Source organism: Lyngbya sp. PCC 8106, from assembly GCF_000169095.1.
In the GTDB taxonomy this organism is placed as follows: Bacteria; Cyanobacteriota; Cyanobacteriia; order Cyanobacteriales; family Microcoleaceae; genus Capilliphycus.
In genome coordinates this window covers 102524-125596 of sequence record NZ_AAVU01000005.1, presented here as the reverse complement: position 1 = coordinate 125596, position 23073 = coordinate 102524, and the positions used below count along the sequence as shown (strand labels likewise).

22 protein-coding genes and 1 tRNA gene are annotated in these 23073 nt (G+C 42.0%); 13 read left to right on the top strand and 10 right to left on the bottom strand.

What is annotated here, in order from left to right; genetic code table 11:
* The first annotated feature begins 50 nt into the window (after positions 1–50).
* The 4 genes from L8106_RS05285 (at position 51) to L8106_RS05270 (ending at position 4863) form a co-directional block, all read left to right on the top strand.
* Positions 51–1274, top strand: coding sequence for an RNA-guided endonuclease TnpB family protein (locus L8106_RS05285; RefSeq protein ID WP_009783183.1), 1224 nt, complete (start codon positions 51–53; stop codon positions 1272–1274).
* 189 nt (positions 1275–1463) lie between these two features.
* Entirely contained in the window at positions 1464–2351 is an 888-nt protein-coding gene (locus L8106_RS05280) for a S1 RNA-binding domain-containing protein (protein ID WP_009783182.1), read from the top strand.
* 121 nt (positions 2352–2472) lie between these two features.
* On the top strand, positions 2473–3456 hold the full coding sequence (locus L8106_RS05275; protein ID WP_009783181.1) for an N-acetylglucosamine kinase: 984 nt from the start codon (positions 2473–2475) through the stop codon (positions 3454–3456).
* A gap of 72 nt (positions 3457–3528) precedes the next feature.
* The gene (locus tag L8106_RS05270) at positions 3529–4863 is read left to right on the top strand and encodes a cytochrome P450 (RefSeq protein WP_009783180.1); all 1335 of its coding nucleotides are present in this window, start codon (positions 3529–3531) and stop codon (positions 4861–4863) included.
* 89 nt (positions 4864–4952) lie between these two features.
* Here L8106_RS05270 and L8106_RS05265 read toward each other — a convergent pair whose 3' ends face one another.
* Positions 4953–6149 (bottom strand): FtsW/RodA/SpoVE family cell cycle protein, encoded by a 1197-nt coding sequence (locus tag L8106_RS05265; RefSeq protein ID WP_009783179.1) that lies wholly within the window; start codon positions 6147–6149, stop codon positions 4953–4955.
* 165 nt (positions 6150–6314) lie between these two features.
* On the opposite strand from L8106_RS05265, the gene L8106_RS05260 reads away from it, so the two are divergent.
* Positions 6315–7967: an AarF/ABC1/UbiB kinase family protein gene (locus tag L8106_RS05260; protein ID WP_009783178.1), complete on the top strand. Its 1653-nt coding sequence runs from the start codon at positions 6315–6317 to the stop codon at positions 7965–7967.
* A gap of 36 nt (positions 7968–8003) precedes the next feature.
* On the opposite strand, the gene L8106_RS05255 is transcribed toward L8106_RS05260, so the two are convergent.
* The 5 genes from L8106_RS05255 to speA form a co-directional block, all read right to left on the bottom strand.
* Positions 8004–8076 (bottom strand) — tRNA-Ala (locus L8106_RS05255).
* A 127-nt stretch (positions 8077–8203) separates the two neighbouring features.
* A complete protein-coding gene (locus L8106_RS33470) occupies positions 8204–8422 on the bottom strand; it encodes a hypothetical protein (protein WP_009783177.1) in 219 nt (72 codons plus the stop codon).
* Positions 8423–8554: 132 nt separating this feature from the next.
* Positions 8555–9325, bottom strand: a complete 771-nt coding sequence (gene hisF, locus L8106_RS05245; protein WP_009783176.1) for an imidazole glycerol phosphate synthase subunit HisF — start codon at positions 9323–9325, stop codon at positions 8555–8557.
* A gap of 90 nt (positions 9326–9415) precedes the next feature.
* Entirely contained in the window at positions 9416–10321 is a 906-nt protein-coding gene (locus L8106_RS05240) for a sugar phosphate nucleotidyltransferase (protein WP_009783175.1), read from the bottom strand.
* 156 nt (positions 10322–10477) lie between these two features.
* The gene (speA, locus tag L8106_RS05235) at positions 10478–12502 is read right to left on the bottom strand and encodes a biosynthetic arginine decarboxylase (RefSeq protein WP_009783174.1); all 2025 of its coding nucleotides are present in this window, start codon (positions 12500–12502) and stop codon (positions 10478–10480) included.
* A 190-nt stretch (positions 12503–12692) separates the two neighbouring features.
* On the opposite strand from speA, the gene ndk reads away from it, so the two are divergent.
* Positions 12693–13142, top strand: coding sequence for a nucleoside-diphosphate kinase (gene ndk / locus L8106_RS05230; RefSeq protein ID WP_009783173.1), 450 nt, complete (start codon positions 12693–12695; stop codon positions 13140–13142).
* Between the two features lie 108 nt (positions 13143–13250).
* On the opposite strand, the gene L8106_RS05225 is transcribed toward ndk, so the two are convergent.
* Entirely contained in the window at positions 13251–13943 is a 693-nt protein-coding gene (locus L8106_RS05225) for a TerC family protein (protein WP_009783172.1), read from the bottom strand.
* 377 nt (positions 13944–14320) lie between these two features.
* Between L8106_RS05225 and psaM the strand changes: the two genes are divergently transcribed.
* Complete coding sequence (gene psaM, locus L8106_RS05220; RefSeq protein WP_009783171.1) at positions 14321–14416, top strand: photosystem I reaction center subunit XII; 96 nt, start codon at positions 14321–14323, stop codon at positions 14414–14416.
* Between the two features lie 329 nt (positions 14417–14745).
* A complete protein-coding gene (locus tag L8106_RS05215) occupies positions 14746–15186 on the top strand; it encodes a hypothetical protein (protein ID WP_009783170.1) in 441 nt (146 codons plus the stop codon).
* A 274-nt stretch (positions 15187–15460) separates the two neighbouring features.
* Here the strand turns inward: L8106_RS05215 and ctpA are convergent, their stop codons facing one another.
* Positions 15461–16699, bottom strand: a complete 1239-nt coding sequence (gene ctpA / locus L8106_RS05210; RefSeq protein WP_009783169.1) for a carboxyl-terminal processing protease CtpA — start codon at positions 16697–16699, stop codon at positions 15461–15463.
* Positions 16700–17194: 495 nt separating this feature from the next.
* On the opposite strand from ctpA, the gene petB reads away from it, so the two are divergent.
* The 5 genes from petB to galE all read left to right on the top strand — a co-directional run bounded on the left by petB (position 17195) and on the right by galE (position 21341).
* Entirely contained in the window at positions 17195–17863 is a 669-nt protein-coding gene (petB, locus tag L8106_RS05205) for a cytochrome b6 (protein ID WP_009783168.1), read from the top strand.
* A gap of 102 nt (positions 17864–17965) precedes the next feature.
* On the top strand, positions 17966–18448 hold the full coding sequence (gene petD / locus L8106_RS05200; RefSeq protein ID WP_009783167.1) for a cytochrome b6-f complex subunit IV: 483 nt from the start codon (positions 17966–17968) through the stop codon (positions 18446–18448).
* A 197-nt stretch (positions 18449–18645) separates the two neighbouring features.
* On the top strand, positions 18646–19815 hold the full coding sequence (locus L8106_RS05195) for a glycosyltransferase family 4 protein (protein WP_039895547.1): 1170 nt from the start codon (positions 18646–18648) through the stop codon (positions 19813–19815).
* A 45-nt stretch (positions 19816–19860) separates the two neighbouring features.
* Positions 19861–20241, top strand: coding sequence for a DUF2614 family zinc ribbon-containing protein (locus L8106_RS05190; protein WP_009783165.1), 381 nt, complete (start codon positions 19861–19863; stop codon positions 20239–20241).
* A gap of 101 nt (positions 20242–20342) precedes the next feature.
* The gene (gene galE / locus L8106_RS05185; RefSeq protein WP_009783164.1) at positions 20343–21341 is read left to right on the top strand and encodes a UDP-glucose 4-epimerase GalE; all 999 of its coding nucleotides are present in this window, start codon (positions 20343–20345) and stop codon (positions 21339–21341) included.
* An 8-nt stretch (positions 21342–21349) separates the two neighbouring features.
* Here the strand turns inward: galE and L8106_RS05180 are convergent, their stop codons facing one another.
* Together L8106_RS05180 and L8106_RS05175 are read right to left on the bottom strand one after the other, a co-directional pair.
* Positions 21350–22597, bottom strand: a complete 1248-nt coding sequence (locus L8106_RS05180) for a lipid-A-disaccharide synthase-related protein (RefSeq protein WP_009783163.1) — start codon at positions 22595–22597, stop codon at positions 21350–21352.
* 164 nt (positions 22598–22761) lie between these two features.
* Entirely contained in the window at positions 22762–22953 is a 192-nt protein-coding gene (locus L8106_RS05175) for a hypothetical protein (protein ID WP_009783162.1), read from the bottom strand.
* Between the last annotated feature and the right edge of the window lie 120 nt (positions 22954–23073).

The window sequence follows — 23073 nt, the reverse complement described above, 5'->3', positions numbered from 1 at the left end:
CTTATCCTTGAACGGCGTGTGATGATTAGAGCATGAGTTAAACGTGATAAATGTTAGTATTCGAGGCTAAGTTGTACGGAACAAAAGAACAGTTTGCCATCTTGGACGAAGTTCTAAGAACGGCTACGTTTATCCGTAATAAATGTTTGCGTCTCTGGGAAGATCAGCAAGCTAAGTCTCGAAACGACCTGTATCGCTATTGCAAGACTTTGGCTAAATCGTTCCCTTGGGCAAAACAACTCAATTCTCAGGCACGTCAAGCAATGGCGGAACGAACCTGGGCAGCTATTTCTCGGTTCTACGACAATTGTAAATCTGGGAAAAGCGGCCTGAAAGGCTACCCCAAATACAAACGCTATCAAACCCGCTTATCCGTAGAGTATAAGACTAGCGGATACAAACTATCGGAGACGAAAGACCAAATTACTTTTACCGATGGTTTCAAAGCAGGAACTTTCAAAATGCGGGGTGGTCGTGACCTAAACTACTACCAACCTTCTCAGATTAAAAGAGTAAGGATTGTTCGCCGTGCCGATGGATATTATTGCCAATTTGTTGTTGATCAAGAACGGATTAACACCAAAAAACCAACTCATCGCACTGTCGGTCTAGACGTTGGAATTTCCCACTTCTACACCGACTCTGACGGCAATCAAATTGATTATCCCCAATACTTAAGACAGTCTGAGAAACAACTCAAACGAGAACAGAGACGATTATTTAAAAAGCAAAAAGGGTCTAAAAACCGTGAACAGACAAGAAATCGTCTAGGACGCAAACACCTAAAAGTCCAACGCCAGCGTAAAGACTGGGCAGTAAAACTAGCTCGGTGCGTGGTCATGTCGGCAGACGTGGTGGCGTACGAAGACTTGAAGGTGTCTAATTTAGTTAAAAATCATTGCCTTGCTAAGTCCATTTCTGATGCGGCTTGGTATCAGTTTCGGCAATGGATTGAATATTTAGGCAAAGTCTTTGGTGTGGTCACGGTAGCGGTTCGACCCCAGTACACCTCCCAAAAATGTAGTTCATGTGGTTCGGTTGTTCAGAAAACGCTCTCGCAGAGAACTCATATTTGCCAGTGCGGATGCAGCTTTTGCCGTGACCATAATGCTGCGCTAAACATTTTGGAGCTGGGACTCCGTACCGTAGGGCATACGGGAACGCAAGCCTGTGGACACGACGACCACTGCACTGAAACTGGAGACAGTTTTGATGTAAGTCGTGTGGATGAAGCAGGAAACCCTGTCTGTGAAGATAGGAATCCCCCCCTATAATCTCTGATTTAGCGGAGGGAGGATGTCAATCCAGTTCAACCTTAGCAACAATAGCTCCCGACTGATGAAAGAATTGGTTATATTGGAAAGTCCAGACACATTAGTCGCAGAAATTGGGTAGTTGAGAAGGGGGTCAGTATAAAAAAAATTAGCCCAATCAATTGATTCTTTGTTTTCTTGTGAACTCCTATGAATACGAAAAATACGTCTTTTTCTCTTGATGATTTTGCTAGAGCATTAGAGCAACATGATTATGATCTCCAGAAAGGCCAAGTTGTCCGAGGTCAGGTTTTTGAATATACGAGCGATGGTGTATACATTGACATTCTTGGTGGAAAGTCTCCTGGTTTTTTACCCCGAAAAGAAGCTTCTTTAGCCGATGTTGAAGATTTGTCTGAGATTTTACCCCTCCAAGAAGAACGAGAGTTTTTAGTCATTCGTGAACAAAATGCCGAGGGTCAAGTTCTCCTCTCAATTCGACAACTTGAACTCGAAAAAGTCTGGGATCGGTTAAATGAATCTCAACAGCAAGCTCAAAGCTTTCAAGTTCGAGTCACTGGAATGAACCGAGGGGGAGTAACAGTAGATTTTGACTCGCTACGGGGATTTATTCCTCGCTCTCATTTGAGTGAAAAGGAAGACTTAAATAGCTTAATCGATCAGTTACTTACTGTTCATATTTTAGAGCTAGATCGCGATCGCAATAAATTGGTTTTCTCTCAACGTTTAGCTTCAGAATCTGTTAGTTTTGGTCAGCTAGAAGTCGGTCAATTAATTGAAGGGAAAGTTAGTAGCGTTAAACCGTTTGGTGTGTTTGTTGATTTAGATGGCGTGACCGGATTGATTCATATTAAGGAAGTCAGTCAGAAATATATTGAGTCGCTTCCGACTTTATTCCCCGTGGGTCAAGCGGTTAAAGCATTAGTGATTGATCTTGAAGAAGGGCGACGTCGCGTTTCTTTATCCACTCGACTGTTAGAAAATTATCCAGGGGAAATTGTTGAGAAATTCCCCGAAGTGATGGACTCAGCAGAAGCCCGGGCTGAACGAGCGAAAAAATTGATTATCGCTTCTTAAATTAACTGGGAAAATCTATTGATTTATAGATAAATTTACCACCAAGACATAAAGACACGAAGGTTCATTCTTTGCTTGGTGTTTTCTGTGTCTTGGTTTTTTTTGAACTTCTGAATTTCTCATGGTTTATGTACTCGGTATTGATGGAGGTGGTACGAAAACAGTTTGTTTGTTAATCGATGAAGCTGGTAATATTCTCAGTCGCGGACAAGCCGGGTCATCAAATTATCAAACTGTAGGGATTGATTCTGCTAAAAATGCCATTGAAACTGCTATTAATCAAGCAATTTCTGTTTTTTTAGACTCCAAAAATTACAATAATATTTCGATTCAAGGATTGGGAATTGGACTCGCTGGTGTGGGTCGAGAAGAAGATTTTAACAGTATTAAAAACTTAATTGAACAAGTTCAAATTAACTCAAACTTATCAATAAATTGGGAATTAACAACAAATTCTACAATCATTAAAAGTGATAGTATTATTGCTTTAGTTGGAGGTTTAGGTCATCAAGTTGGAATCGTTGTGATTGCGGGAACAGGTTCACAAATATTCGGACAAAATAGCCAGGGAAAAACCAAGCGAGTTGGGGGTTGGGGTTATCTATTGGGTGATGAAGGAAGCGGGTATTATATCGCCATTTCGGGGTTGAAAGCGGCGTTAAAATCCTATGATGGGCGGTTGGGTTCAACTCAATTAATCTCAGCATTCAAACAACATTTAAACCTCGGTAATATAGAATCTTTAATCGAAGTTGTTTATAGACGGGGATGGACGGTTTCACAAATTGCTAATTTAGCTAAAATTGTTGATAACGTTGCAAACGAGGGAGATGAAATCGCCAATCACATTATTAATACAGCTATCGAAGAATTAGTCTTCGCCACAAAAATAGCCATAGACAGTTTATTTAAACCCGATGAAACCGTTGAAATAGTAACTATAGGCGGAGTGTTTCAAGGAATGAACAACTTTCGTTCAAAATACATTCAATCTCTCCAAATTGTCGCCCCGACTGCTAACGTGATTTTACCCCGTTATGAACCTGCTTTTGGGGCGGGGTTATTAGCGTTAAATGCGTTAGGATATTTTCCAGTAAACACTTGATTAGATGAAACTCAAACAGACTATTTAAAAACTTGTTAAACTAACTCACAGTAGAACTTCAAACTCAACCCCATGACAACTTCAGAAAAAAAACAATCTTATCCAACTCCCCCCGGAAGTCTCGGTTTACCGTTAATTGGCGAAACCCTTAGTTTTCTAAGAGATCGAGATTTTGCGACAAAACGACATCAAAAATATGGGTCAGTCTTCAAAACAAATATCTTTGGTAACCCCACAATTATGATGATTGGAACTGAAGCCAATCAGTTTATATTTACGAATGAAAAGAAATACTTTGAAAATAGTTGGCCACCGAGTACAACAGCCCTTTTAGGGCCAGCATCTTTAACCATTCAAACCGGAGATATTCATAAATCTCGCCGCAAATTATTAGCCCAAGCCTTTCAACCGAGGGTGTTGGCGGGGTACGTTCCTACAATGGAAATAATGACTCGTCGCTACTTGCAAAAATGGGAACAGCAGAAAACGTTTGCTTGGTATCCAGAGTTAAGAAAATATACCTTTGATGTCGCCTGTAAGCTATTTGTTGGTGATGAAAAGGCTTCTGAAACGGAAATGGGCGAATGGTTTGAAACCTGGTGTCAAGGATTATTTACGCTTCCCTTGCGTTTACCGGGAACGAAGTTTAATAAAGCGTTAAATTGTCGCAAAAAATTGTTGAATCAAATTGAAACAATTATTCGTCAACGTCAACAACAAGCCGAACCGGGTGAAGATGCGTTAGGTTTATTATTGCAAGCCAAAGATGAAGACGGAAATAGTCTGAGTGTTGAAGAACTCAAAGACCAAATTTTAACGTTGTTATTTGCGGGACACGAAACCCTAACTTCTAGCGTTACTGCTTTTTGTTTTCTTCTCGCCCAACATCCCGATGTTTTAGCAAAAGCAAGATTAGAACAACAACAAATTCAACTCACAGAACCTCTCAGCTTTGAACAGTTGAAATTGATGTCCTATTTAGATCAAGTTTTAAAAGAAGTGTTGCGGTTTATTCCACCTGTGGGGGGTGCATTTCGAGAAGTTATCGAAACTTGCGAGTTTAACGGTTATACATTTCCGAAGGGTTGGACTGTTCTCTATCAAATCGGAAAAACCCATCAAGATAATAGCATTTATAATCAACCCGAAAAATTTGATCCAGATCGATTTTCTCCCGAAAGAACGGAGGAAAAACCCTATGGTTATATTCCGTTTGGGGGCGGAATGCGAGAATGCTTGGGGAAAGAATTTGCTAAATTGGAGATGAAAGTATTAGCGACAATGTTATTACGAGAATATGAGTGGGAATTGCTTCCCAACCAAAATTTAGAGATGACTGTTTCACCGACTCCTCATCCCAAAGATGAACTTTTAGTGAATTTTAAACGATTAAGTGAGGTACATTAACTTCATCTTAGATAATGAATAGAGTTATAGGCAGAGAGAACATAAATTCTGAATTCTGCCTTTTATAAGGTTATTTTTTTGATTTCAGATTAATTGTTTTGAGAAAGTGATTTTCTTCGTCGAGTTTCTAAACGAGGTTTTTCAAGCGAAACAACTTCTGCTGTATTACTTTCTCGGGCAACTCGAATCAATAATGCAGCCAAAGCTAGACTCGCAATCATTGAACTTCCCCCATAACTAAATAGCGGTAAAGGTAAACCTGTCGTGGGTAATGTCCCCGTCGCTACACCAATATTTAAAATTGACTGACCAACCATCACCACCATCACCCCAATGGCGACTAATTGATGTTCAATTCGATCAGCATTTAAAGCCACTCTCAATGAGATTGTAGCATAAGTTCCAAGCAACAAAAGTAATAAAATACCGCCAATCAAACCAAATTCCTCAGCATAAACGGCAAAGATAAAATCACTATATTGAATCGGTAAATAAAACAGCTTTTGTTGAGACAATCCTAATCCTGTCCCCCAAACACCGCCCGAACCCACTGCTAACAAACTTTGAATCAATTGATAGCCATCATTCATCGGGTCAGCCCAAGGATTCATAAAAGACAAAACCCGAAGTTTTTGATACTCATTTAAACTAATACTAATTGTTGCTAACAGTATCCCGCCAAAAGCAGTTCCGCCTAAATAAAGTAAAGGTAATCCTGCTGCTAACGCAATTAACCACAGCGTCATTCCACACAAAGCGGTTGTACTGAGGTTCGGTTGAATCAAAATTGTTAACAAAATCAGTGAAAAAATACCTAACCAAATCAGTCGCGTTTTCCAAACTAGACGATTCCATTGAGAAAAAAAGCAAGCACTTTGTAGAACTAAAAAAGGCTTCATCAACTCAGACGGTTGTAGCAGCAACGGGCCAAGAGAAATCCAACGAGTTGCTCCATTAATTGTTGTTCCTAAACCTGGAACCAGCGTCAAAACCAGTAACCCTAAAATGGAAAAAAGACCAATTCGTGCGCTTCTTAAAATCGAAGGAATAGGAGTTCTAACAATAATATTAAATCCCACCATGCCGACGAACATCCAAAGAACCTGTCTTTTGAAATAATACAGTCCATCTTCATGTTCAATATTGGCGATGGGATAGGATGCAGAAAAAACCACAACTAACCCTACACTCAGCCACAAAAAAGTTAACCAGCGCAAGAGGCGGGCTTCCATCGACCAATGTTCTACTGTGGGGTCAAAAAAGGGAATGAGATATCGCCAGTTCATGTAAGTTCGTTGAGTTCTAAAATGACTGAGTTAGGGATGTTGAATATGAAGTCTCTGCGAGAGGATACCCTGTGTACGGGTTAACACAAAAAATCAGCTCTGTCTATCTTTTTTACAAACGATTACAATACAGAAGATATAGACCCCATCTATTGGAAAGGTATCGTGATCTCTAATCTAACTCAAACCAGTTCTCGCCGAGCTCAAATTGCTGAAGTTGTGTTCCGCAACGGTTGGGATTATATGCGAGGTCTCCTGACTGGAGGCAAAACTGATAAACCTAACTTACCAACCCCTGAGGTACTTCGCAATATTTTAATCGAGTTAGGCCCGGTCTACGTCAAGCTAGGACAGTTACTCAGCACTCGCCCCGATATTTTACCCGCCGACTACATTGAAACGTTATCCAGCCTGCAAGCGCAAGTTCCGCCAGTACCGTGGTCACAGATGGAAACCTTACTGCGCCAAGAGTTACAACAACCTGTAGAGGATGTATTTGCTGAAATTAACACCCAAGCTGTCGCCGCAGGTTCTATTGCTCAAACCTATCGTGCGACTCTCTACAGTGGTCAAGAAGTGGCTCTAAAAGTTCAGCGTCCGGGTATTGATAGAATCATTGAAAAAGATATTGGCATTCTCAAAGGCTTAGGAGAATTAGTCGCGTTAACGGACTTTGGCGAAGATTATGATATTTCAGCTTTGGCTGATGAATTTGGGAATGCGCTGAGAGCCGAATTGGATTTTACCAAAGAAGCTCAACATACAGAAATATTACGAAAAAATTTGGCTGACAGTCGGTGGTTTGACCCTGAAAAAATTATGGTTCCCAAAGTCTATTGGGAGAGGACAACACCCAAGTTATTAGTCTTAGAATGGCTGGTTGGCAAACCGATTTTAACGGCACAAATAGAAGGTAAAAATTATCACGGAGATGTACAAGCCGAACGTCAAGCAATTAGCACTTTAGTGTGTCGAGTATTCTTTAAACAATTTTATATTGATGGCTTCTTTCATGCTGACCCTCATCCGGGTAATCTGTTTTATCTTGATGATGGTCGAGTCGCTTTACTTGACTGTGGAATGGTCGGTCGTCTTGACCCCCGTAGTCAACAAACTTTGACAGAATTGCTGCTTGCTATTGTCGATCTCGATGCTCAACGTTGCACTCAATTGACTCTCAGAATTGCTGAGTCGGCTCGTCCTCCCAGCTTGGCAAAGGTGGAAAATGAGTATGCTAAAATGCTACGGAAATACTATAATTTGAGCCTGTCTGAAATTAAGTTTTCGGAAGTGTTTTATGAGATTTTAGCACTCGCTCGTAATAATAAAATCAAACTTCCCAGTAATTTAGGATTATATTCTAAAACTTTAGCCAATTTAGAAGGGGTCGCTCGAACTTTTGATCCACAGTTGAATTTGTTGGAAGAAATTAAACCGTTAATGACAGATTTATTTCAACGTCAATTGTTGGGAGATAATCCTTTAGAAACTGTATTAAGAACTGCCTTAGATATGAAAAGTTTATCTTTGCAGTCTCCCCGTCAAGTTGAACAGTTATTAGATCGAGTCACGTCTGAAACGCTGAAATGGAATTTAACTCTGACTGAGTTAGACCCTCTACGTCGCAGTTTAGATGATTCGGCTAATCGACTTTCGTTTAGTATTGTCGTTGCTGCTCTCATTATTGGAGCCGCCATTGTCACCACAGGCGCACAAACTCCTCAAGTGACGATCTTGACAAACGCTTTGTTTGGGGTGGCGAGTTTCTTTGGGTTATGGCTGATCGTCAGTATTTTACGTTCAGGCCGTTTGAAATAGCGATCGCCACAACGTTCGTTAAGAGACGCAAGGTAATGGAGCTAAGCGGGTTCGAACCGCTGACTTCCTCAATGCCATTGAGGCACTCTACCAACTGAGCTATAGCCCCTTGCACAGTTTATTACTATAGCTCAGTTGAGATCAATTTGTCAATCATCTCGCCCAACTTACTCAGCTTTAGAAAATACAAGACTGGTTTAACCCCCACTCAGATAACCTAGAATGACCATCCTCTCCTAAAAAGAGGAGTAAGAATAGGAGTGATTAGAAATTTGAAAAAGGTGTTCCACGCAAGATCCCATTAAAAAGTAAACCAGTATCATCGCGGCTGCCGAAATAGCAACCAAGATACCTGCCAAGACAAAGGAGAATTCGCGATAACGAGCAGCTTGTTGCATCAGATGCACAGACCAAGCGACCAAAGCAACGTCAATTATTAGAATAGGAATCAGCATAAGTTACGTTTCGTAACATTTCCTCTATTCTAACAGGAGTTTTGTAACTATTTGGAGATAAATATTAATCTTATTAACCTGTATAATCAGCAATACCCCCGACAATCACAATGAATCGCTATTTAGCGGAATTTAAGAATTTCGGATCAGAACTTGCTCTTGGGTCAAATAAGACTTAATTTCTGTTACACTCAATTGGCCGTAATGTAGTAAGGAAGCCAATAACGCCGCTTCTGCTCGTCCTGTTGTCAATGCTTCGTAGATGTGATGACAATTTCCAGCGCCCCCTGAAGCAATCACCGGAATTTCGACATTTTCCGCTATCGTTCGAGTCAATTCTAAATCATATCCCGCTTGTGTGCCATCTGCATCCATACTCGTTACCAGAAGTTCTCCAGCGCCTCTTTGCGCCACTTCCACAGCCCAGGCGATCGCATCTATTCCGGTGTTTTCACGCCCTCCCCGCACGTACACATCCCACCCAGGGTTATCTGGATCACAACGGCGACGAGCATCAATCGCTACAACAATACACTGCGCCCCAAAGCGATCGCTAGCCCGACTGACAAACTCTGGATCACGAACCGCAGCCGAATTCATACTAATTTTATCGGCCCCCGCTCTTAACAAATTTTTAATCATTTCTAAGTTTTGGATACCCCCGCCAACGGTGAGGGGTATAAATACCTGTTCGGCGGTGCGATAAACCACATCTAAAATAATATTTCGCTGTTCGTGAGTGGCGGTAATATCGAGAAACACCAACTCATCGGCGCCCGCTTCATTGTAAATAGACGCGAGTTCAACCGGATCTCCAGCGTCTTTGAGATCAACAAAATTAACCCCTTTCACCACTCGACCTGCGTTGACATCCAAACACGGTAAAATTCGTTTAGCCAGCATCAGAATTCTTGTCCTGTTAACACTTAAATGATTTTAATCAGATCGGTATAGTGCGATCCGAGTCTCTTTTTGATTCTGGAAAAATAAAAGTTATACTCTCGACCCAAACTCAATCATGGTTTGACGATAAGTTTCCGGTAATCCGGTATCCAAACATTGACCTTTAATAATATACCCTGTTATTGGCTGTTGTTGTCGTAAAATTTCCAGACAAGAGGTAAGCTGAAATTCTCCCTTTTCTCTTTTGTTGGCTTGAATTTGGGCGGCTAATATCTCAAAAATCTGCGGTTCCAACACATATAAACCAAAAATCGAGAGAAATTGATTCTCATTCAACCCCTCAACCCGAAGATGAATAGACGCATAATCTAAACTCGGTTTTTCATAAATTTGAGTCAGAGATAAGATTTGTTCTGTGTCTTGAAAAGTTCCCGCAACACAACCATAATGATGAATAATCTCTCCGGGTGTTATTCTCAACCCAATCACACTCTGTTGAACTTGTTTGTAAATCTCTAATAATTGACGCGCACAATTAATCTCTAAATCTGAACGATAAACATGATCACCTAACATCAATAAAAAAGGTTGATTATTCACCCACTCAGCCGCACAAAATACCGCATGACCATATCCTTCTTGTTGAGTTTGAGTTAGAATCGTAATTCTTTCTCCGATTGTTTGTAAGTAATCACTATAGTCTCGTCGTTCTTCTGAGAGTTTGTTCCATAATTCCGGTTTGGGGGGATGTTTAAAAAAAGCTTCAAAAATTTCTCTGTCCGTTGGTTGTACAATAATCCCTACTTCTTCAATACCCGCTTGAATTGCTTCTTCAACTATTACTAAAATTATCGGTTTCGCCCGTCCGTCCCTGTCAATAATCGGAAAAAACTCTTTCTTTAATCCTTTCGTTGCGGGAAACATCCGAGTCCCAAAACCTGCTGCGGGAATTACAGCTTTTTTAACTTGTTTATTATTGGATTCTAAATTAAACATGATCTCATTATCTTCACCAAAGTCGGGTAGGTAGAATTAAAAACTTGACAATTAGAAGAAAATCAAGAAATGTAGGATGGGTGACAACCCAGAATTTACTGTGATAATTGTAAAACCTTTTATGTCACCCACCCTACAGCTTTTGATCAATTCAGATTAACTCAAATAAGTATATCGCCCCAAACTACTCTCATAATTTTGTAGCAACCGTTGAGATTCTTCGATGGTGATTTGATTTTGTTGTAAGGCAAGTTCTGCTTGACGGCGAATATTTTCAACTAAATCTTCAGCATCATACTGAACATAACCCAAAACTTCGGTCATTGTATCCCCTTTAACAACGTGTTCAACTTGATAACCTTGGGGTGTGAGTTTAATATGAACCACATGAGGATCGCCAAACAAATTGTGTAAATTCCCCATAATTTCTTGGTATGCACCTCCTAAAAATAGGGCTAAATAATAGGGTTCAATTGATTTTTTTAGGGTTGATGTTGCTTCAATTTCTCGTAAAGGATGTAACTCTAAAACAGGTTTTACATCTCGCAAATCAATAAACTGACTAATTTTACCATCGCTATCACAAGTTAAATCGGCTAATGTTCCCCGTTGAGTCGGTTCTTCATCTAAACGATGAATTGGCATAATGGGAAATAATTGATCAATTGCCCAACTATCGGGCGCTGATTTAAACACAGATAAGTTCACATAATAAATGGAGGCCATCATTTTTTCTAGGTCTTCCAAATCTTCAGGAACATACTCTGCCACCCGAACAATACTCTGAATTTTATGACAACAAGACCAAAAAAGTTGTTCAGCTTTAGCGCGATCGCTTAAACTCAGATATCCAAAGTTAAATAAACTGATTGCTTCTTCTTTAAATTGAATTGCATCGTGATAGGCTTCTTGATAGTTATCCGGGTTAATCGCTTGATAGGTTTCTGTCAGATTTCTTAAGATTAAATGATCCTCTTTTGTGATAGAAGGGGGAGCATTTTTCGCAACTTCACTGGTTCCTAAAACATCAAAAACTAAAACCGATTGATGAGATGCAATTGCCCGTCCGCTTTCACTAATTAACGTCGGAACGGATACTTTTCGTTCCTCACAAGCTTCTTTGACTTCTGCTACAATATCATTGGCATAGTTTTGCATATTGTAGTTTTTAGAGGCCTGAAAATTGGTTTTAGATCCATCATAATCAATCCCCAAACCTCCACCCACATCTAGATATTTCATGTTTGCCCCTAGATGGGAAAGTTCGACATAAATTTGACTGGCTTCTCGAATTGCATCTTTAATTACACTAATCGAAGAAATTTGGGAACCAATATGAAAATGCAGCAGTTGTAAACACTCTAATAATCCGGCTAATTTTAACGCCTCAACGACTTGAATCATTTCAGGAATAGTTAAGCCAAATTTAGCGCGATCGCCTGTTGTTCCGCACCAGCGACCCATGCCTTTTGTACTCAGTTTTGCTCGAATTCCTAATATCGGTTGAATGCCTAAATGACGACTCGCTTCAATAGCAATATTAACTTCTTCGAGTTGTTCCATAACAATAATTGGCGTATGCCCTAACCGTTGCGCCAACATTGCCGTCTCGATATAATCCCGGTCTTTGTAACCATTACAAATCAGCAGAGAACCGGGCGTTTGTAGCATGGCTAAGGCAATTAATAATTCCGGTTTAGATCCGGCTTCCAAGCCAAATTTAAAGGGTTGACCAAACCGAACTAAATCTTCTATTAAATGTCGTTCTTGATTACATTTTACGGGATAAACCCCTCGATAATTTCCCGGATATTTGTAACGGGCGATCGCTTTCGCAAAACAAGCATTTAAACGTTCAATCCGGTCTTCAAGAATATCTGGAAAACGAATTAATAAAGGCAAGCCCAAATTGCGGCGTTTGAGGGATTCTACCAGTTCAAACAAATCGAGAGAACCGCCCCGATCTCCTTTGGGAGAAACGGTAATATGACCAGCAGAATTAATCGCAAAATAAGGCTCACCCCACCCCAAAATGCGATACAATTTTTCACTATCTTCTATTGTCCAAGATTTTTGAGTCGATGATTCAACAGAATTCGGGTTAGGGTTAGTCGATTTTAACTTTCCAGAGGGAGATGATTTTCTAGGTTGATCTTCAGAGTTAATAGACTGCAACTCCATATTATTTGCGATCCTCGCGTTTAAGCCTCGATTAGACAGTTTAACGTGGTTAGTGGACATTGAGGCACAGACAGAGGCAATCTTTGAATTGTCCGAGTGAAAACCTATTTCCCCAAATGATTTCCAATAAACGATCAATCTCGGGTTAATCTGGATGATGTAGGTTTCGAGCAAATTTGAGGAGACTGGTTTGGAACGCACATTTATCGCAATCAAGCCCGATGGTGTTCAACGCCGCTTAGTGGGTGAAGTTATTAGCCGTTTTGAAGAAAAAGGATTTACCCTCGTCGGTTTGAAGCTGATGAGTGTTAGTCGAGAACTGGCGGAAAATCACTACGAGGTTCACAAAGGGAAGCCCTTTTTTGATGGTCTGATGAAGTTTATCACCTCTGGCCCCGTTGTAGCGATGGTCTGGGAAGGTGATGGTGTTGTGGCAGCCGCTCGTAAAATGATTGGTGCAACCAACCCGCTAACCGCAGAACCCGGTACAATTCGGGGTGACTATGCTGTGAGTGTGGGTCGCAACCTCATTCATGGTTCTGATGCGATTGAAACTGCCAACCGTGAGATCAGCTTGTGGTTCAAAGAAGAAGATCTGAGCGGTTGGGAACCGAGCATTATGTCTTGGCTCGTTGAGTAATTGAAAAAAAATTAGGGGATGTGGGGAATTGAAAAGGTGATTATGCGTGACTTACCTCCGCTCAATTCCTTCTTCCCCGAAAAACGCTATTTTCTGTTTAATGTAAATTTAGTCAAACCTTTGAGAGACTCGACGCTCTGAAAATCCCCAGACAAATAAACCGACTGTGAACACAACCAGTATCCATTCTGGGGGAATATATTCAGGATTAATCACTCGCACCAGTAGTCGCATTCCCACTAAGCCAACCGTGAGATAACCTGCGGTTTCTAAATGAGTGTATTCAGTTAACCAGCGAATAAATAATCCGGCGAGAAATCTCAGGGTAATAATACCCAGTGTTGCCCCAATGATAATCAGCCAAGTTTCATCAGCAACAGCGATCGCGGCGGTGACACTATCGAGAGAAAAGGCTAAGTCTGTCATCGCGATCAAGGGAATGACTTGCCATAGCGATGAGTAGCTTTTGCCACTTGATGAGTTTTCCTCATCTTCTTTTGAGGTAAAGTAATTAAACACCAACCACAATAAGTACAAGGCTCCAATTAGCTCAAATTGCCAAAACTGAATAATCCAAGTTGCGGCAATAATCAGAGCAATTCGCAGCACAAAAGCTAATATTAAACCGATGTTGAGGGCTTTGCGTTGCATTCTCTTATCTTCTAAGGTTTTTGCAATTGAAGCCAAGGCAATAGCATTGTCAGCCGATAACACCGCTTCTAGAGCAACCAGAATGAACAACAGAAAAAAAACGTTCAGACCCACTTCGGGCGAAGAAACTTCTAACACTTGATCCCACATTTATGATGTTATTGATTCTATGATACTATGTATTTTTTTTTACCGCAGGTAGATTTAGACCACTTATTGAGCTGTCACTTTTTCCCCAATCGCGAGTGTAACAATCTTCAACTCTCGGCTCAGAACTTTTGCATCTACCCAAGATAAATGAGAATAGACTTTAACTATCTTAACGTAAGTTGTTGACAATTTTCGGAGGTCGGTTGGGTTCAGGGGGAAAACAGTCCCAATTCACTGAAACACACGACTGAGATTGAGCAGTTTAGCGAAGATGGGCCAGAGACTTTGTTTAATCTTATTACAAACCCTTCCCAAAAAGGTCAATATAGCTGAAATTTGTGAACAATCGACAAATTAGATGAAGGAGTTTTTTAACGATGTCTTTATCAGATACTCAAGTCCTGGTTGCTTTGGTGATTGCTTTATTTCCCGGAATCATGGCTTTCCGCTTGGCAACAGAACTGTACAAGTAAGTCTTGTCAATTGATCTCCCGACAATCTAAAGCCTAGTCAACTCAGTCGTTTATAGCCTGAATGTTGTGATCCGACTTGAGTAGATCCTCAGCTTTCCAATAGAGGGATTAAGCTGTTCTCACTGTTAAACTGAACTAGACCTGTATAGAACTTTATAAAGAGTTGTTCAGGGTCTAACTCACGCAGTTTAACGGTCAGGACAGTTTTTGTTTAAGTTCATCAACTGAATATTCTCAGTTCTTAGACTGGTATGCTTAACTGGTATTGAGGTTCCCAGAGATCAACCTGGGGAGACTCGTAAAAATTTATACTGCTATAGAGAAAGAATATGCAAGCGATTCAGCCCGTTAGAACCGTTCATCAGCCTCAAATCAAACAGCGACACCATCCCCGTCGTCTAGCTGTACAACACCGACGTTCTCAACGTCACCGCGCGATCGCATTGGAGGCGAGCATTAAGTTAGCAACTAATGTCATGCTGTCGGTATGTGTGCTTTCTGCCTTTGTGCAAATTCTGCCCCATTATCGCTCAACCGAAGAAAAACTGAGTCAGATTCAGTCAGAAGTCAAGCTTACTCGTGAGCGAGTCGCATCTGAGCAAGCCGACTTTAATCGTCATTTCGATCCCCAACAAACGTCGAGTATCATGCAAGAGTATAGCAATCGAGTTGCTCCCGGACAGCGACAAGTCATTTGGTTAGAAGACTATACGACTGAACAACCGGAGTCGGAGGAGGGTTCAGAATATCTAGGTTTGGGCTGGAACTAGAGAGCAGAGAGATTTGATTCGATTCTCTCCCTAAAAATTTCGGGGGTTCCGGGGGTTCCGGGGAGAAGATTTTTTGGAGATGAAAAATAGCTTTTTATTAATAAAAATCCTCCCTACCTCCCTACCTCCCGCGCACGGGTTCGCCACTCCCCTCAACGCGGGGAACCCGCGCACGGGGGTGGACTCACTACCTCCCCACTTCCCCACCTCCCCACAAATCAAATTTTAGTCCGACGAGCGTTCGCGGCCCTGCTCCCCAACTCTTTGCATCCAACTAAGCTGCGTCTGCTAAGGCAAACTCAGACCTGAGTAATTCAACCGCCGCTTGATACTGAGGATCGGCTTCAGTGGCGATTTGATTTCGGGTTAAAGCTTTCGTGGGAACGATTTTATCCGGCTTAATCCCGAGCTTATGAATATCGTGATGATTGGGGGTTTCGTACTTAGCAACCGTTACCGCCAATCCTGAACCATCCGGCAAATCAAATAACGACTGAATTAAGCCTTTACCAAACGTTTTTTCACCCACCAGTTGAGCGCGAAGGTTATCCTGTAATGCTCCGGCTAAAATTTCACTCGCACTGGCTGTTCCTTGATTCACTAATACCGCAAGTGGGGCTTGAGTTAAGGGAGAATCCACCACATCAAAGCTTCCTAAGACTCCTTGACGATTAACGGTGTAGACAACCGTTCCTTCGTTTAACCACAGTCGAGCAATTTCTACACCCGCTTGTAAAAGTCCACCTGGATTGTTTCGCAGATCAAGAATATAAGCTTTTGCCCCTTGCTTGTCAAGGGTTTGAATGGCATTGGCTACTTCTTCAGTTGCATTGGCACTAAACTGACTGAGGCGAATATAACCAATAGGGGCGACAGATGACTCGGATCGCAGTTGAGCAAAGACTGGATTTAAAGCAATGCGATCGCGAACCAGTTCAATTTCCTCAATTTCTTTGGTATCAAATCGTTGAACTGTGAGCGTTACCGTCGAACCGATTGGCCCTCGCATATGAGTTGCAGCTTCATCGAGAGTCAGTTCATCCGTCGAGAATTGATCAATTTTGAGAATGCGATCGCGAGGTTGAATTCCCACTTCCGCCGCAGGAGAACCATCAATGGGTGCCACAACCGTTAGCTGTCCGGTTTCAGCCTCCAGAGCAATTTGCAATCCCACACCAGTCAGTTCTCCGGAGGTACTTACCTGCAAACTCCGATACTGATTGGGTTTGAGCAACCGGGTAAAGGGATCATCCAAGCTCGCGAGCATTTTCTCGATCGCGCTATAGGTTTCTTCACGGTTTTTTAAGTTTTGGCGAATCGCTTTTTCCCGAATGAACCACCAGTTTTGATGGTTAAAAGTTTCATCCAAATAGGCTCGGTTGACAATACGCCAGGTTTCACTGACGAGCTTTTGTTCCTCTGTGATTGCCATTGCCGGGGCAGTCCATCCACCGATGAGCAGGGTCAGTTGTAGAATAATTGCCAGTACAATCTGAAAAACTCTTTTGTGCATATTACCTAATTTTAAGGTTTTCCTAACGTTTTGAGCAAGCTGTTTTTGATTTCGGGGACAAACGGCTCAATCAAGTGCAGGCTGAATGATGTACCGATTGGCAGATCGTAATCAACCCCCAGATGAAGACCGCTTGATTCTCCAAGGTTTTGTGAAATTATAGTTAAAGTTATGTTACATTTTTGAATGATGGGCAACAGAGTTTAGAGCAATCGACTTGCTAGCTTAAGAGAGTTGTACCATTGTCTCACTCCCTCTTGTAAACTAAAGATGACTTCTCTAATTCTGAGATTTAGTAGTCTCCATGCTAACTTAGAAGATCTAAACGAATCGAGAGTCAACTGTTTGATAGCACAGCTAGATCGAAACAAGCTTTGAGCTTTAATTCATCTACATTCGTGCCGAAAAAAATCCTCAGCCTCTCTGGGAGTAGGCTTGGGAAGGAGATCAACACCCAAACCCAGACCGCAATTCATTTTTAGGAATTCTAGTTTCATGTTTTCAAAGGAAATAGAAGAATCAAAAGCATTTCAGTGGTTTAACGAACGCCTTGAAGTCCAGGCGATCGCAGATGATATTACCACCAAGTACGTTCCTCCCCATGTCAATATTTTCTATTGTTTGGGTGGAATCACGCTGGTTTGCTTCTTGATTCAGTTTGCGACTGGATTTGCGATGACGTTTTACTACAGACCCACAGTGACTGAAGCTTTTGAGTCTGTACAGTACATTATGACGGATGTCAACTTCGGTTGGCTGATTCGCTCTATCCACCGCTGGTCTGCCAGTATGATGGTATTGATGATGATTCTGCATACTTTCCGAGTTTACCTCACAGGTGGCTTCAAAAAGCCTCGTGAACTGACTTGGGTAACAGGTGTGGTTTTAGCGGTAATCACTGTTTCCTTTGGGGTAACTGGATACTCTCTGCCTTGGGATCAGGTGGGATATTGGGCGGTGAAAATCGTTTCTGGTGTTCCCGAAGCTATTCCCGTGGTTGGTTCAACTTTGGTTGAGCTAATGCGGGGCGGTGAAGCAGTTGGACAAGCAACTTTAAGCCGCTTCTACACCTTACATACCTTTGTATTGCCCTGGCTGATTGCTGTATTCATGCTGATGCACTTCTTGATGATTCGTAAGCAAGGTATCTCTGGTCCCTTGTAAGGCGAAGTTAAGTAGCTTTGACTACGTTAATCAGCATCTCGGAAAACCATAATTAGAACCATTAACGACTGCAAGACTTGAAAAAGGAGACTCAGTATAGCGATGTCAACATTAAAGAAACCGGATCTTAGTGATCCCGTATTACGCGCCAAACTTGCCCAGGGCATGGGCCACAACTACTACGGCGAACCTGCATGGCCGAATGACCTGCTGTATACTTTCCCCGTGGTAATTTTAGGGACTTTTGCCCTGGTTGTCGGTTTAGCGGTACTTGATCCAGCAATGATCGGCGAACCTGCTGATCCGTTTGCAACTCCCTTGGAAATCTTACCCGAGTGGTATTTGTGGCCTTCATTCCAAATGCTACGGGTGGTTCCCAACAAATTGTTAGGCATTACTTTGATGTCTGCAATTCCTCTGGGTTTGATTCTTGTTCCTTTCATTGAAAACGTTAACAAGTTCCAAAACCCCTTCCGTCGTCCTGTCGCGACTGCTATTTTCTTATTTGGAACATTTGCAACCCTTTGGTTGGGTATCGGAGCAACTTTGCCGATTGATACGTCTCTGACCTTGGGCTTGTTCTAAGGTTTGTTCTAAACTTTCAAACTGTCCGCATTTTCTGACGGATTAGATACCTGTGGGTTTCTATATAGGCTGTACTAGAGTCTATCACTGAAACTTTCACAGGTATCATTATTTTTGTTTTCTTTTTGATGTCACTCAACTCAAGATTTGCTGTAATAGAGTAAAAAAGAGTTGTATTACAAGATTAATCACAAAACTTGAACAAGAAAACAGATCTCAATCCCCGGTTCTTGTGGTGCTTCTTGGAGATTTTCTCCTGTGAGGGAGGCATTCAGTCTTATGTTAAGGATATTTTAGATGCTTATTTAGATCTGATCGAGCCTGGGGCAAAGTTTCACCCCCCAACAGACTTCCAAAGTGAAATATTACTATTGCGAGATGCTCCCGGCTGTCCTAACCCCTACGAGAACAGCGCCATTAAGTTTGATTATCTGCAAACCAAACCGCCCGCTTTAGGACGCATTCGACTGGCTTTAACCCTACTTAGATGTTTACTAACAAACCGTCCTCAACGGGTGTTTTGCGGTCATATCAATTTAGCACGTTTAGTCCAAGTCACCTGTCAACCGTTTGGAGTCCCCTATACTGTACTCACCTATGGAAAAGAAGTCTGGGAACCCCTTCCCCCAAAATATCGTAACGCCCTACAACAAGCCGATCAAATTTGGACAATTAGCCGCTATAGTCGAGATCGAGCCTGTCAAGCCAATCAGTTAAACCCAGAAAAATTTCGCCTGTTACCCTGTATGGTGGATGGAAACCGCTTTACTCCCGGTACAAAACCCCAACACCTGATCGAGCGATACAATCTACAAAATTCTAAAATCTTAATGACGGTTGCTCGTTTATGGTCAGGTGATATCTACAAAGGAGTTGATGTCACGATTAGAGCCTTACCCCAAATTTCCCAAACGATTCCTAATGTTAAATATTTAGTCATCGGACGGGGAGACGATCAACCCCGGTTAGCCAATTTAGCCCAAGAATTAGGCGTAGCAGATCAAGTCGTCTTTGCTGGATTTGTTCCCACAGAAGATTTAGTGGATCATTATCGCGTTGCCGATGCCTATATCATGCCATCGCAGGAAGGATTTGGTATCGTGTATTTAGAAGCTATGGCTTGTGGTATTCCAGTTTTGTCTGGTAATGCGGATGGTTCGGCTGATCCCGTGCAAGATGGAAAGTTAGGGTGGCAAGTGCCTCATCGAGATCCTGATGCGGTCGCTAAAGCTTGTATGGAAATTTTGCAAGGAAACGACCAACGTTGTCAAGGTCAATGGCTACGACAACAGAGTTTAGCTCAGTTTGGTCAAGATGCTTTTCGGGTGCAACTACAAAAACTACTGAATTTGTCGGTAGTATCATAGAACAAAGGGATGATTACTCACCGATGAACGCTTAAGGAGATCGCTGTGAACCAGGAACGGCCTAAAATCCTCAAATTTAATTTTTCTAAGGTAAGCAACTGGCTGATTATCCTGGCAGTGTTGTGGTTGCTCACTTCGATTGGTTTGGGGTGGCTGATTAATTCGATTATTATCTTGATCGGGATTTTACTACTGCTTCCGATTGTTTTGTTCTTTGGGACGCAGTGGTGGTTGAGCCGCAATATCATACAAGATGAATGCCCAGTTTGTGGCTTTGAATTTACTGCTCTTAATCAAACTCAGTGCCAATGTCCTAATTGTGGTGAACCCCTTAAAGTCGAACAGGGTCATTTTAGTCGCTTAACCCCGCCAGGAACCATTGATATTAAAGCGGTAGATATTTCAGCTCAGACATTGGACGATTGATTTAAGGGAGTCAGATCTCGCTTCGTTGTACGGAGTTAGGGAATGCTGACCGAGAGAAAAATAAAACTTTAGTTCGGCTCAAATAGGAGTTAAGAGTTAACGTGTCTCAAGTCAAGCCAACAGTTCTAGTAACGGGCGGAGCCGGATATATCGGTTCTCATGCGGTTTTAGCTCTGCAACGTTCAGGTTATGAGGTTGTGATCTTAGATAACCTCGTTTATGGTCATCGCGATGTCGTTGAACAAGTCCTCAAAGTAGAATTGATTGTTGGAGATACCAATGATCGCCAACTGCTGGATAATTTGTTTTCGATGCGTAAAATTGATGCGGTGATGCACTTTGCCGCCTATGCTTATGTGGGTGAGTCTGTATCGGCTCCTGATAAGTATTATCGCAATAATGTCGTCGGTACGCTGACGCTATTAGAAGCGATGAAAGACGCATCTATTAATAAGTTTGTTTTTTCTTCAACTTGTGCAACTTACGGTATTCCTCAACAAGTTCCCATTCCTGAAGATCATCCCCAAAATCCCATTAATCCTTATGGGATGACGAAGCTCATGGTCGAAAAAATATTATCAGATTTTGATCATGCTTATGATTTTAAATCGGTTTGGTTTCGCTATTTTAACGCGGCGGGAGCTGATCCAGATGGGTCTTTAGGAGAAGATCATCAGCCCGAAACTCATTTGATTCCTCTGACTTTAATGGCGGCTTTGGGTAAACGAGAGTCTCTATCCATTTTTGGGACTGATTATCCAACTCCTGATGGAACTTGTGTCCGAGATTATATTCATGTGACTGACTTGGCGACGGCTCATGTTTTAGGGCTAGAGTATCTGATCAAAGGCGGAAAAACTGATGTCTTTAATCTCGGAAATGGCAATGGATTTTCGGTTAAAGAGGTGATAGAAACGGCTCGTCAAGTTACAGGACGGGATATTATTGCGGTTGAATGCGATCGCCGTCCCGGAGATCCTCCGGCTTTAGTCGGAAGTGGGGAAAAAGCCCGTCAGATTTTAGGATGGAATCCTCAATATTCTGACTTGAATACGATTATTTCTCATGCTTGGCAATGGCATCAAAAGCGGCACGGTTAATTTAAGGCTTATTCAATTAACTGTTTGATTAAACATTGGGCAATTCGGTCAGCAGCTCCGGGTTGTCCCATTCGTTTTTGACCATTTTCTGCAATTAATTTTAACCGATTTTGATCCCCGATCAGCGATCGCACAATATTCGGAATATCGCTCGGATGTTTGACTAAAATTAATGAAGGCCCGAGCAGACGACTTTGGGCTTCTGCAAATCTTGGGGTGAATTGTGGGCCTCGACCCTCTAGGGCGATCGCTGGTTTTCCTAAACCCACAAACTGTTCGGTTGCGGTGCCTGCCATTGCAATGGCCAGATCTGCTTGATGCAAACAATCACTAAAGCGCTGCGTCAAAATCACGATCGCATTTTTATAGGTATATTCAACGTCTAAATCGGTCTGTACATCTGTCTTATTCCATCCTAAAGCGATCAAACCCTCACCCAACGGATTCAAGTCCAAAGAAGGAGCGATCGCGGCTAAAAAGACCAAATTTTTGGGCTGTTGTCGGTCTTTTCCCCCAGAAAAAGCTTCGACTAACTCAGTGACACCAGCAGTAATCTGTTGCCAATTTTCATAGGCTTCTGGTGGGCGAGAACCGGGTAAAAGGGCGATGGTCAGCGTTTCGTTGCTCTTAGAAAGAGCAGGGGTCTGAGGTTGCAAATCATCCATCATCGGATTTCCCAGATTATAAGCTGGAATTGACCATTTTAAGAGGGTTTCAGTGGTCAAACGATCTCGGGGAAAAACCGCTTTGCAGTTAGGATGACTCATTAACCAACGTTCCCAAGGCAAATAAACTGAACCCGACCAACCTTCCCAACGCTGCATCCAAGACTGACGTGATAATGGCCCTTGTTCATCTCGCAGATAATATTCTGATTTGGCGGTACCGACAAAAGCATAATTGGCACCACTCAGTTTGGCAAATAGGAGCGGGACAATATCCCCAACTGCGAGTATAAATGCACCCTGTTTTGCCCAATTCCGAATAATTTGAAATTGAATGCGGGTTAGCTGCAACAAACCCCCCTGTACATCTCGCAACAATTGTCTGCCATCCATATAAATAAAACCCCCGGAAGGCATTTGCTGAACCGGTCCGGCAATTGTCACATTTTCCAGTTGACGATAGGCAATGCCATCTCCAACTAAAGGTAAAGCAGCTAACTGGGGAGGGTTGGGAAAACGCTGCAATTGTTGTAAAATGCGAACAGCAATCGCATCCTCCCCATGACCGTTACTCAGACACAATAATTTCACGCCTTTTCAGACACATTAACGTTCTTTTCGTCAGATTAGCAGTACAGCAGCAACAAGTGAAGTTAATCACCCCAGATTTTATGTTTCGTTTCGATCACAACTCACTGGGTTGCATCATTTCTGACGAGTCAATTAATGATGGGCGGAGAAAATTAACGGTGTGACTAACTGTTTTGCTTTGTTTTGACATCCTCACGATTACCATCTTCATCTGTTGCTTCATAGACAATAATCTCACCGTTTGAGGTCAGTTGATTGAGAGAAAAGCGGGTAGAATTGCTACTCCAACTTATAGCCTGACTCAGAGTCAAACTTGCCGATAAAATTAACGAGCTGAATAGAACTGTGTTTTTCATGGATGAACCCTGATCTCTACAAATGCGAAGGATATTTAACCCTGTTTTCGGATTGAAAGTGGGTGATTGCAATAACCCGCTTGTATTAAAAAAAATTGTTTGGTATTGTCATTGCGGGTT